This window comes from Trichlorobacter sp. (assembly GCF_030247655.1).
GTDB lineage: Bacteria > Desulfobacterota > Desulfuromonadia > Geobacterales > Pseudopelobacteraceae > Trichlorobacter.
On sequence record NZ_JAOTRZ010000077.1, the window covers coordinates 1 to 12651 of the forward strand.

The 12651-nt window shown below is 55.1% G+C and carries 7 protein-coding genes; 6 read left to right on the forward strand and 1 reads right to left on the reverse strand.

Going from position 1 to position 12651, the window contains the following annotated elements:
• Positions 1-853: 853 nt before the first annotated feature.
• From OEL57_RS08640 to OEL57_RS08650, 3 genes are all read left to right on the forward strand, one after another.
• On the forward strand, positions 854-2725 hold the full coding sequence (locus OEL57_RS08640; RefSeq protein ID WP_300739648.1) for a TonB-dependent receptor: 1872 nt from the start codon (positions 854-856) through the stop codon (positions 2723-2725).
• Complete coding sequence (locus OEL57_RS08645; protein ID WP_300739649.1) at positions 2725-3582, forward strand: ABC transporter substrate-binding protein; 858 nt, start codon at positions 2725-2727, stop codon at positions 3580-3582. The genes OEL57_RS08640 and OEL57_RS08645 overlap by 1 nt, the downstream gene beginning before the upstream one ends.
• Positions 3583-3654: 72 nt before the next feature.
• Positions 3655-5595, forward strand: a complete 1941-nt coding sequence (locus OEL57_RS08650; RefSeq protein ID WP_300739651.1) for an ATP-binding protein — start codon at positions 3655-3657, stop codon at positions 5593-5595.
• A gap of 156 nt (positions 5596-5751) precedes the next feature.
• Here OEL57_RS08650 and uvrC read toward each other — a convergent pair whose 3' ends face one another.
• Positions 5752-7569, reverse strand: a complete 1818-nt coding sequence (gene uvrC, locus OEL57_RS08655) for an excinuclease ABC subunit UvrC (RefSeq protein ID WP_300739653.1) — start codon at positions 7567-7569, stop codon at positions 5752-5754.
• A gap of 227 nt (positions 7570-7796) precedes the next feature.
• Between uvrC and OEL57_RS08660 the strand changes: the two genes are divergently transcribed.
• The 3 genes from OEL57_RS08660 (at position 7797) to OEL57_RS08670 (ending at position 12648) form a co-directional block, all read left to right on the forward strand.
• Complete coding sequence (locus tag OEL57_RS08660; RefSeq protein WP_300739655.1) at positions 7797-9014, forward strand: ammonium transporter; 1218 nt, start codon at positions 7797-7799, stop codon at positions 9012-9014.
• 135 nt (positions 9015-9149) lie between these two features.
• On the forward strand, positions 9150-12062 hold the full coding sequence (locus OEL57_RS08665) for a hypothetical protein (protein ID WP_300739659.1): 2913 nt from the start codon (positions 9150-9152) through the stop codon (positions 12060-12062).
• A gap of 1 nt (position 12063) precedes the next feature.
• A complete protein-coding gene (locus OEL57_RS08670) occupies positions 12064-12648 on the forward strand; it encodes a LysM peptidoglycan-binding domain-containing protein (protein WP_300739657.1) in 585 nt (194 codons plus the stop codon).
• The last annotated feature ends 3 nt before the right edge of the window (positions 12649-12651 follow it).

A 12651-nucleotide genomic window follows, 5' to 3' on the forward strand; every position in this document is an offset into this window, starting at 1 on the left:
TTGTAGTACCCCTTTATAAATTTCGTAATAAAATTAGCTGGTAATAAGTACCAGCTTTGTTCATGCGATGTCAATTGCTTTTGCTGCTGACATTGCTTTTGCGCAAACTACATTTTGGAACGAACTGCATTCCAATGCTGTCCAAGGCCCTCACAATCTCGGACGCAAGGGGTCACCATTTCTCACTTACCTACTTCCACCCATATCCGGTTTTTCTAAATACCCATCTGAGGCGAAATTTTGCCACAAACGAGCACAAAGAAACGCAAAGAAAAGTGCTTGTAACCTTAAAACGGCAGTTACTCACGCAAAGCCGCAACGCTCGCAACGAAAACCAAACAAGTTACAGAATATTCAGCTTCACCCGCTTGGGGAGAGGCAACATTCATGCAGGATGCTGTTTTTATTGTGTAGCTCAGTTGCGTGAACTGCTTTTTGTAAATTTTAGTTCTATGTGCGGGATATAGACTGCCGTTCTTTGTGATCTTTGCGTCCTTTGGCGGCCAAGAGTTTTCTGTTGGTATCGTTTTTTTGTCAGCAGGCTGGCCGCAAGTCAGGCTTCCGTGCCGCCAGATCCTGCAGCACCAGTTGTTGCAGTGAGGCATCAAGCATCGGGCGGTGACATTCCACCGCTTCGATCATGCCGTTTTTTTGGGCGCGTCAGCAGGCAACAGCAGCCTTGCACCATCTGACACTCTTCAACTCCTTGACTCACATTCCAATTTCCATGACGCAGCTTCTTTTGAGTGTAATCCCAGTCAAACAGATGGATTATAGGGTGTTTACCCTAGACGAAAGCGTATAAGTTTGCTAGTAAGAGTCTGCACTGTAAGCAGGTCTGCCAGGAGTAGACATGTTGATCCGTATCAACTGCAAAACATCATGGTTGCTTCTGCTGATGTTGTTGTGGCACGCAACAGCCGTTTCACTGTGTGCTGCCGATGATGGCCTGGAGGATCTTGGTATTATTGAGGCCCAGGCTGAATCGGTTGTTGCTGCCTCCCGCAGTCCCCGTCCCGCCTCCCGCGTTGCTGAAAACATCACTGTTATTACTGCCGACGATATTGAACGACTGAATGCCCATACCCTGGCTGAGGTGCTGCAGACCGTGCCGGGTATCCAGCTTGAATTCATGCGTACCCCTGGTACCTTCAGTTTCTTTAATATCCAAGGGGCCTTGAATACGACGGTGCTGGTGCTGGTGGATGGTATCCGCCAGAATGATTTTGACCAGAACATGGCTATTGTTGGTCTGATTCCGGTGCAGCAGATTGAGCGGGTTGAGATTATCAAGGGGGCTGCCTCGGCTGCCTGGGGACCGGCCCTGGGTGGTGTGATCAACATCATCACCAAATCACCGGATGCGGAACGGAAGTTCAGCGGCATGGTGTCCGGCTCCACCGGTTCCCGGTTTACCGCAGATTCCCGTGCAGAGGTAAGCGGCACCCTGGATCGTTTTGGCTATTACCTGACCGTCGCTAACCTGCGTTCCGATGGTCTGACCCCGAATGCAGGTACTAACCAGAATAATCTGTTTGCCAAGCTTTCCTATCAGTTGCCGCACAATGGCAGCCTTACCTTTGGCCTGTCCTATCTGGTTGCCAAGCCGGGTATGGATGAAGGAGAAACGGTTAGCTGGGGTTTTGTGCATGATAACAACCAGTACCGCCGTACCAATGCCTATCTGAAACTTAACCAACCGTTGACGGATCGCTTAACCTTGGAGCTGGACAGCTACCTGACCAACCGCGATGACCATGCCAAACTTGGCGGTCTGGATGGTTCAGGTAATCTGACCTTTTTTAATGATTATGTGGCGCGGGATACCAGCCAGGGGATCAATGCCCGCCTCCGCTGGGGCGATTACCAGAAGAGCCTGCTACTGGGGCTTGATTATAGCCATGCCTGGGCCATCAACAAAGATGCGCTGAGCAGTGATCCGCCGGTCTATGAACGGAGCTGGGACCGCTGGGGCATCTATGCCAATGGCGCCTATACCCTGGGGAAGTTTACGATTCTGCCCGGTGCCCGCTATGACATTACCGGCACTTCCGGCGATGTTACCAGTCTTACCCTGGGTGCCACCTATCAACTTGCTGAACATACGCTGCTGCGGGCCTATACTGCCCAGGGCTATACCCTGCCCACCCCCCGTGCCGACAACAAGCTGCAGAAGATCAAGACCGTTCAGGTAGGGATAGAAAGTGAGGCACTGCCGTTTCTCTGGCTAAAGGGGACCTATTTCTTCAATGCCCTGCGTGACAGCCAGTCTAGCGGCACCGTAACCACCAGCAACCAGCAGCGTCAGGGGGTTGAGCTGGAGGCCCGCACCACGCCGCTGTTTGGCCTTTTCCTGACTGGCGGCTATACCTATCTGGATGCCTGGGATAGTGATACCGGCCAGCGTTTGCATACCAATAGCGGCCAGGCGGTTCCCCCCCATACTGTTAAGCTGGGTCTCAATTATGACAACCGTGAGCTGGGGTTGCGCGGCACGGTAACCGGCAACTATGTCTGGTGGAACCGGGATGAAAGCACTCTTGCCCAAGACACCGGCATGATCTGGGACCTGCACCTGAACTGGCGGATAAGGTCTTGGTATGGCCTGACGCCGGAACTGTTCTTCTCTGCCCGCAACCTGTTCAATGGTGTACAAACCACAGACACCGAACTGTATCGTAACGCTGGCCGCTGGTTTGAAGGCGGCATGCGGGTGAAATTCTGATGCGGCGCCTGGTCCTTTGCATACTGGCCCTGGTGCTTGTGATCCCCTCTTTTGCTCAGGCCTATGACCTGCTGGTGCTGCAGAGTCGGCGCAGTCCAGCCTATGATGAGGTATTGAAAGGCTTTAGCGGCAGCCGGACTATTTCCAAGCGGGTAGTCGTCCTGTCCGATTATGCCGAGGTGGATCTGATCCGTATTACGCGGGAGGATCGGCCGATATTGATCCTGGCCATGGGGGATGCGGCCCTGGCTGCGGCCCGCAAGGTACGGAACATTCCGGTGGTGGCGTTGATGTCCCTTGATCTGCACCGGTTGCAGGCGGCCCAGCCGAACCTGACCGGTATTGAGATGTTTGTTGCGCCGGAGCGTTATTGCAATCTGTTGAACCGGATGAAGGCCCGTCGGGTGGGGGTGGTTTATAATCCAGGCCGGAGCAGCTGGTACCTGCGTCAGGCACGGCAGGCAGCGGAAAAGGCCGGTATTACCCTGGTGCTGCGGGAGGTGACAACCCCCCGCGATACCGTGGCCAAGTTGGCTTCCCTGGCCGGTAAGGTGGATGCGCTCTGGATGCTGCCGGATACCACAGCGGTAACCAAGGAAACAGCTGAGGCCTATTTCCATTTCAGTCAGCAACAGGCGGTGCCGGTGCTCTCCTTTGCCGCCGGTTACCTGGGGTTGGGGGCAGCGGCCGTATTTGAGATAGATCGTACGGCCCTGGGGCGTCAGGCCAATGCTATGGTTGCGGCACTGCTTGATGGAGATGGTCTGGATGACGTGCCGTTACGTTTCCCGCGGGAAGTTGTACTTAAAACCAATGATAGTATCCTGAAACGGCTGGGGGCCTCCCTTGATGACTGAAGCGGACAAAACAGCCGTTGTCATGCAGACGCCACGCCGCCGTTGCAATGACTGTTTTTTAAGGAGTTGACCGTGCTACGATGTGCAAAGTGGTCAAATATCCGCACCAGGTTTCAATGCAAGCTCTTCATGATCTTTACCCTGCTTACCTTTCTGATCGTCTCCACACTGAGTACCCTGTTCATCGTCCATGAGATTCAAAAATCAAAAGAGGCTGCCCTTAAGCATCTTCGGCTGCAGGGAGAGTCTCTGGCTGAATCAATCCGGCTGCCGCTGTTTGCAGAAAACGTCGCACTGCTGCAGCAGATGGCTGAACAGGCCGCCCGGTCGCCGGAGATCCGTGCCGTAGTGATCAGCGCCCAGGACGGCAGGGTGCTGGCAGCTGTCTATCCTTCTTCGCCGTCCGGCACCGCTGAGGAGGTGCTCAGGCAAACTATTGAGGTCTGCAGCAATCCGCAGGCAGGTTCTGCAATGTCGTCTCTGATTGATGGGCATGATACGCCGTCGTTATTGGGCAGTGTGCGTATTGAGCGGGGTACGGCCGATATGGATCGGACGGTGCGCAAGCTGGTCTTCTGGTCCGTGTCACTTGCCCTGCTTTTCTGGCTGACAGTTGCTTTGTTCAGTTATCTGGTGCTGCGGCAGGTTACCCGCTCGTTCAATAACCTGATGAGCGGGATTGCTGCCCTGCAGGGAGGCGATTACGGCACCCTGATTGAGGTCGCCTCCGATGATGAGCCGGGCCGTGCCGCGTTGGCGATAAACGGGCTGGCCTGCTCGCTGCAGCAGCGCTCTGAAGAAAACAGGCAGGCCAAGGAAGAGCTGCTTAAAGCCAAGGCTGAGGCTGAGGCGGCCAATGCTGCCAAGACCGATTTTCTGGCCAATATGAGCCATGAGATCCGTACCCCCATGAGCGGGGTGATCGGTAATGCCCAGCTGTTGCGCTTCACCAGTCTGAGCGAAGAACAGACGGGGTATCTCACCAATATTGAGTCCGATGCAAAAAATCTGTTGTCGTTGATCAGCGATGTACTTGATATTTCTAAAATTGAGGCAGGAAAACTTGAGCTGGAAAGTGCACCTTTCAGTCTGCGCAGTTGCGTTGCTCAACTGCTCAGATCACAGGAGGCCCGCGTATCTGGCAAGGCTATTTCACTTGTGGGTGATACCGCTGCTGATGTCCCTGACAGCCTGTTTGGTGATCAGCTGCGCCTGAAACAGGTTCTGTATAATCTGGTGGGTAACGCCATTAAATTTACCCGCAAGGGCGAGATACGGGTTCAGGTTGAGCTGCTGGAACGTCATGACGATAAGGTTCAACTCTGCTTCAGTGTCAGCGACAGCGGCATCGGTATCAAGCCGGAGGCGCTTGAGAAGATTTTTACCCCCTTTGTCCAGGCCGATAGCTCGGTAAGTCGCCGGTTTGGCGGCACCGGATTGGGGCTTACCATCTGCAGCAGGCTTGTCCGGCAGATGGGCGGGGAAATGACGGTTGAGAGTCAGGAGGGCAAGGGCAGTACCTTCTCTGTTACCCTGCCGTTCCTGATCAACTCGCAACCGGCACCGCAACAGGAGGTGTTAGCGCAGGACAAGGCTAAGGTGATGTGGGAAGGTCCACCGTTACATATTCTGCTGGCAGACGACAGTGAGACAAACTGTGCGATGCTGAGCTTGCTGCTTTCGCGTTATGGACACACCGTCACTTCCGCAGGTGATGGTGGTGAGCTGTTGCATCACTGGCAAAAAGGTGGCTTTGATGTTGCGCTGATGGATATTCAGATGCCGGTTATGGACGGGATGGAGACAACACGGGTTATCCGTGAACATGAAAAGAAGAGTGGCGCGCATCTTCCCATTATCGCCCTGACAGCCCATGCACTGAAAGATACGCGGGAACATATGTTAAGTTCCGGTTTTGATGGCTACGTTTCCAAACCGATTGATCTGAAAGCGCTGCATGAGGAGATGCGGCAGGTGGTTGTGAAGGATGGGGGGCAGGTGTTTGAAGGGTAGTGTAGCTGCTATTGTTTTACACCAAACCCCTCCCGGCCTCCCCTAACCCCCCGGCCCCCTTGTCAGGGGGAGAACTTCAGGGGAGGAGCTACAACAGAACGCTTCCCCCCTGACAAGGGGGGATTGAGGGGGGGTAGATTTAGTCATTCCCTTGGTTTACTCAACCTTAATCAATCGGGCCAGTTCCTGGCTGACCCCTGCCACGGTGGCAAGTTCCTCGACCGTGGCGGTTTTTATCCCTTCCAGAGAACCGAACTGCGTCAATAGCAGCCGCTCCAGTTTGGGGCCAACACCGGGAATCTCCCGCAGGGCTGAACGGAGCGTTTCTCTGTCCCGCAGGCTGCGATGGTAGCTGATGGCAAAGCGGTGGGCTTCATCCCGGATGGCTGCCAGCAGCTTCAGCGGCGCTGAATCCTGACGCAGCCTGACCGGGTTGCGGCGGCCCGGCAGAAAGACCCGTTCTTCGCTACGTACCACGTGAATATCCTTGCCATCACCCTGCACCCTGCTTTTTGCCAGGGAGACAACAGCCAATTGTTCTGCAAGTCCCAGTTCGTTGATGATGGCCAGGGTGCTGTTCAGCTGGCCGATGCCGCCATCCACCACCACCAGATCCGGCAGTCCCCATTGCTGGATCCGCTCCGGGCTGAAGCGTCGGGCAAAGACTTCCTGCAGCATCCCGAAATCATCCTGCCCCTGATGGTTCCTGATCCGGTAGCGCCGGTAACGATCCTTGTCTGCTACTCCATCCAGAAAAGCGATGCCACTGCCCACGGAATGACGCCCCTGCAGGGTGGATATGTCGTAGCATTCTATCCGCCGGGGCAGGCGCGGTAGTGAAAGTTTCTGCTGCAGTTCATGCAGCGTCCGCTCAACCCCCTGCCGGTTTGCTGATTTTTCAGACAGTGCGGCCTGGGCGTTGCGGCCCGCCAGATTGACCAGATCCAGCTTGGTGCCGCGCCGGGGTTGATGCAGGCGGACTTTTCTGCCCTTCAGTTCGCTCAGCCATTCTTCCAGTGCCTGGCTGGCTTCAACGGGAAGCGGCAGCAGCAGTTCATCAGGGATAAAACGTTCAGCGGCGTAATAATGTTGAATAAAAGCGGTCAGGGCATCAGCGGCATCCAGTCCGCCGGAGCCATACAGGACGGTACTGCCGGACAGGCTGCCGCCCCGCATAAACAGCAGGGCAATGGCCAGACTGTCTTCGCTGCTGGCCAGCCCGAGGATGTCGCTGTCTCCCCCCAGACTGACCATCTTCTGGTGTTCCAGAGTGGTATCAATCGCCTTCAGCAGGTCGCGCCAGCGGGCAGCCTCTTCATAGTGCATCTCTTCAGCAGCCTGTTTCATCCGGGTCTTGAATCCAGCCACCAGATCGTTGTTTTTCCCTTCCAGAAACAGCACCGCACCATCCACCAGCGAGCCGTATTCCTCAGCAGAAATCAGCTTGTGGCAGGGGGCGCTGCACTGGCCGATCTGATGGTACAGGCAGGGGCGGGGACGGTTCATGCAGGTTTTTAACGGATAGTGACGCAGCGGAAACATCCGTTGCAACTGGCGTAATACCTCGCGGGCCGCACCTGCCGAGGCGTAGGGCCCGAAATAGCGTGCGCCGTCACGGCTGACCTTGCGTACCACCGTGAAGCGGGGAAACGGTTTGCGCAGGTCAATCTGCAGCGAGAAGAAGGTCTTGTCGTCTTTCAGGTTCAGGTTGTAGCGGGGCTGGTGCTGTTTGATCAGGGTGTTTTCCAGCAGCAGCGCCTCTTTTTCGGTGTCGGTGACCGTGAACTCGATTGAGGTCACCCGTGCCATCAGGAAGCGGACCTGGGGGCGGCCGTCGGTGCTGCCGAAGTAGTTGCGGAGCCGTTGACGCAGGTTGCGGGCCTTGCCCACATAGAGGATACTGCCATCGGCAGCGTACATCCGGTAGACGCCGGGGGAGGTGGGAAAGGATGCTATCTGTTGTTTCAGGTCCATGGGGGTGATTGTAGCATTGCCGTTGAAAAAGAAAAGGACTCTTGCTGATTAAAAGAGTGGCATTGATGCATCAAAAATAATCATCGCAGTGTGCATCTAATTTAGACATAAGCCCCATTTTTCAGGCAGTTGCATTGCAAGTTGTTGATTGGCCACGTTTTTGCTTGTGTGTCTGCTGCCATCAATTGATGCAATGCAGTCTACATTATGCCCAGGAGGCAGCAACAATGGAGTTGTCACCCCTTACCCCCCTGAAACAGAGTGGAGATGTCCTGTTCCTGATGCTCGGTGCCGTGATGGTTTTTGCCATGCATGCCGGGTTCGCCTTTCTCGAGGTGGGATCGGTTCGCAAGAAGAGCCAGGTGAACGCCTTTGTAAAGATTCTGACTGACTGGTCCGTTTCAACCGTCGTCTATTTTTTGATCGGCTTTCCGCTGGCCTACGGTATCTCATTTTTAAAACCTGCAGATCAACTGATGCAGGGGGCCATGGGCTATGATCTGGTACATTACTTCTTTCTGCTCTGCTTCGCCGCCTGCATTCCGGCCATTATTTCCGGCGGTATTGCTGAACGGGCCAAGTTCTGGCCCCAGGTGATCGCCGGGGCGATCTTTGCAGGAATCTGCTATCCCCTGTTTGAGTCCTTGATCTGGGGTAAAAATGCCTCGCTGCTGCAAGGGATCTTCAAGTCAATCGGCGGGCTTGAGTTTCATGATTATGCCGGATCAGTGGTGGTACATTCCATTGGCGGCTGGATCGCCCTGCCGGCAATTATCCTGCTGGGGGCTCGCAAGGGGCGTTATCAGCATGGCAAATCCCATCCTCTGCCGATCAGTAATATCCCGTTTCTGGCGCTTGGATCCTGGATTCTGGCGGTGGGCTGGTTTGGCTTTAACGTGATGAGCGCCGGTAACCTGGAAAAAATATCAGGCCTGGTGGCGGTTAATTCCCTGATGGCTATGGTGGGTGGTGTGCTGGCAGCACTGATTGCAGGCAAAAATGACCCCGGCTTTGTACATAACGGTGCCCTGGCGGGTCTGATCGCCGTTTGCGCCGGCAGTGACCTGATGCATCCCCTGGGGGCGTTGGCAACCGGCGCCATTGCAGCAATTATCTTTGTCTATGGTTTTACCTTTGAACAGGAAAAGCTTAAGATTGACGACGTGCTGGGGGTCTGGCCGCTGCATGGGGTGATCGGCACATGGGGCGGCATTGCCGCCGGTATCTTTGGCCAGAAATTTTTTGGCGGGATAGGCAACATCAGTTTCATTTCACAGCTGGCCGGTTCTCTGACGGCTGTATTGTTTGCCGTTGCCAGCGGTTTTGTGGTCTATGGTGCCTTATTGAAGACGGTCGGTATCAGGATGCATGAAGAGGATGAGTACAACGGGCCTGACCTGGCGATACATAAGATCGGGGCTTATCCAGAAGACCATATACGCTAGAACGGCTTGAAAGCTCGCTTTCCGCGGTTGACAAGGGACGGTGAAGATGCTAAGGAATACCCATTTTACCCAAGTATTTCTTGGCAGTTACCACCGCCGTCCCGGTCAGCCGGGGAAAGGGTGCCCCCCGTGAAGATGCTTAGATACTGCCGAACGTTAACGGCATTTTTTACCTGCCTGCTCATCGCCACCCTGCTGTGTGCAGCAACGGTCGTTGCTCAAGAGACCGAAGACTCCCAACTGTTTCTCTCCGGTTTTAATGCCTACCAGCAGCAGGACTTTCCTGCAGCAGTGACCCGCCTTGGCGATGTCCTGAAGAAATATCCTGATACCCCCCTGCGTGATATGACCCTGTTCTGGTTGGCCCGGGCCCACTACAAGGCCGGTAGCCGTTCTGATGCAGCCCGCTATATGGCCCAGTTCTCCCACGAATACCCTGATAACCCCCTGAAAAATACGGTTGAAGAAGATCTGCTTGCGTTGGCGTCCCAGTATGAAAAGGGTCAGGGCAGTGCTGTTCAGGTTGCCGCTGCAGCGCAGCTGGAGGCTGAAAAACAGCGTGCTGCAGAAGCCACGGCGCAGGTTGCCCGCGAAAAGGCTGAGGCTGATCGCCTGGCAGCCGCTAAACTGGAATCAGAACGTCTGGCTCAGGAAAAGGCGGCCCAGGAAGCAGCCGAGAAGGCCCGTATCCTGAAGGCCAAGGCAGAGGCAGACCGGATCGCCCGCGAGAAGGCGGAGGCTGATCGTCTGGCTGCGCTTAAACTGGAACAGGAAAAACAACAGGCCGCTGCTGAAGCAGAGCGGGTTGGCCGTGAAAAGGCTGAAGCAGATCGACTGGCAGCAGCCAAGTTTGAGGCTGAGCGGGTAGCCCAGGAAAAGGCAGCCCAGGAAACAGCTGAAAAGGCCCGTGTCCTGAAGGCCAAGGCAGAGGCAGAGCGGATTGTACGTGCAAAGCTGGAAGCAGAACGTCAGCTGTCTGCAGAAGTTGAAGCGAAACGTCAGGCTGATCTTGCTGCAGAAAAGCAGAAACTTGTTGCGCTTGAGGCTGAAAAGTTGCGTCAGGCTACAGTACAGGCTGAACAGCAGCGTAAGCTCCAAGAAAAGACTGAAGCAGATCGCCTGGCCACAGCCAAACTGGAGGCAGAGCGTGCAGCCCAGGCACAGGCAGCTCAGGAAGCCGCTGAAAAGGCCCGTATCCTGAAGGCCAAGGCTGAGGCTGACCGGCTTGCAGCAGTGCAGGCTGAAGAAGCTCGTCTGGCAAAGGAAAAGGCAGCTGCGGAACAGGTTGCTGCCCAAAAGGCGGCTGAAGAACGTCGTTCCGCTGAAAAGGCAGCAATGGCCGCTGTTGAGCAGAAGGAACGGGAGCTTGTCGCAGCTCGTAAGGCAGATGAAGCAAAGGTTGCAGCAGAGAAGCTGCGTCAGGAGCGGGCCGGTCTGAAGGAAAAGGCAATTGCAGGATACAAAGGGATTCTGGAGCGGTTCCCCAATACGCCGGCAGCCCGTACTGCGGCATCACGTCTGAAGGAGCTGGGGGTGGCAGTGGCATTACCACCTGCAACAACACCGTCCCAGCCGGTTGAAAGTACCGCCACTGCCCAGGTGCTGACCCTTGAGGTTGCCCAGTATGCGGCCTTCGAGTTTGATGTGCAGTCTCCTCCGGCACCGCTCGAAGTCGCCCGCAAGAATGCTATTCCGTTTGAGATTCAGAACCGTGGTAACGGTCAGGATAGTTTTTATCTTGCTTCAGGTTTCCCTGCTGAGTTTGGTGCCCGCTTTGCTGCTGCCGGAATGCCTGATCAGTCTATCAATCAGACTCCGCAACTTGCGCCAGGTGAAAAATTCAAGGGTGTACTGTTGCTGAGCGTGCCAGCAGCTTCAATTGATGGTCTCAGAATAGCCCATCCGATCAAGGCTGCTTCCCAGTTTATGGCTGAGGCATCCCAGAGCCGGACGGTGTCACTTGTTGCAGCTGCTCCGCTGTTGCGTGCTGTGGTCAAGACTGACAAGCCACAGTTGCTGCCCGGTGAGACGGTGCAGTACCGGGTAGCCGTGTTGAACGTTGGATCAACTCCGGCAGAGGATGTTACCCTGCGTTTGAACTTCCCTCCCCAGTATCAGGCGGTTGATTTTTCCGCCGCAGGTTTCCGGCAGGAGATGGGAGCCGCGCTGGTGCTGGATGGCCTTGCACTTAAACCGGGCGAAAGCCGTGATCTGGCCGTGACATTCCAGCTTAAGGCCGAGGCGTTGGCAAAGGACGAGCTGATCGTCCGGGCGGATCTTCTGAACAATCCGCTGCAGATCAGGGGCACCTTCCTGTCCAATGCCAGCTTTGTGCTGCCGGTTAGTGAGCTGGCTGTAAAGATGGCAACAGAGCGGGTTAAGGCGGTGCCAGGACAGGTGGTGACGGTTCCGGCCCGGATCGTTAATAAAGGCAACCAGCGTGAGCGTTTCAGTCTGGTGGCTTCATCTGCGCCGTTCCAGAAGGTTGTTGTCTATCATGACCTGAACCGTGACGGTCTGCGTCAGCCGGGTGAGCCGGAGGTGGCTGCTATCGGTCCATTGGGGCCAAAGGAAGAGGCTGCACTGTTGCTTGAAGTGACCACATCAAAGACGGCTCTGGACGGGACGGTTGAAAAACTCTCTCTGAGTGCCGCACCTGAGGCAGCTCAGGGTAAGGTGGTAATGGTTGATGCCGAGATCGGCTATTCACGGCCAGTGTTGCAGCTGGCCATGAAAGGGCGCGAAGGCCGGATGGTTCCGGGGGATCTGCTGACGATTGATCTTGATATCCTTAACCGTGGTTCCAACCTTGCCAAACAGGTGGAGTTGGCGGTCACCTGGCCTGAGCAGATTGAGCTGGTGGCCATTGATCAGGCTGCCGGTAAAACCGAGGCAGGTACGTCTCTCTGGCGTTTCAGTGAGCTTGGTGCCGGTGAAAAGCGGGTGGTGAAGGTGTCATTCAGAATTAAGTCAGGAACCGGTGTTGGTACCGGTGTTCAGTTGAAGAGCATTCTGACCTACCAGGATCAAGTGGGGAACAGGTACTGATATGCATCTGCCAGGTGTAAAGATTCCATTGTTGATGGCACTGTTGTTGTGCGGGGTAACTGCAAGCTGGGGCGCAGATTACCTCTACTCACCCCAGCCGTTTAACGGCGAAGCCGGTGAAGGGGTGCTGGTACGGGAGGTTACGGTAAAGAAGGGTGACAACCTTTCGCGGATCTCCAAAAAGTATTCAGGTCGTGATTACTACTATCCCCAGATTCTGCTCTTTAATGAAATCAAGAATCCCCATTGGATTCAGATCGGTCAGGTCCTGCGGGTACCAGTTTCCCGTAAGGTCGCCGCTAAATATGGTCAGCAGTCTGCAGGAGAAAAGCCGGAACAAAAATCTCTTGCCCATGAGTTGACAGTGGATGTTCCAAAGAAGAGATCTGAAAAACAGCGCCCCCCTGCTGGTGCCCAGGGTGAGTACAATGCCTACAACCGTGGGCTTGAAGCCTATAAAAAGGGTGATTGTGAAGCAGCCATTGCGTTGTTTGACCAGTTTATCAGTCGCTATCCCTCATCGGCACTGCTGCCTGAAGCTACCTTGAATCGGGCGGAGTGTTATCTGAAGCTTTCGGCAAAATAGAAC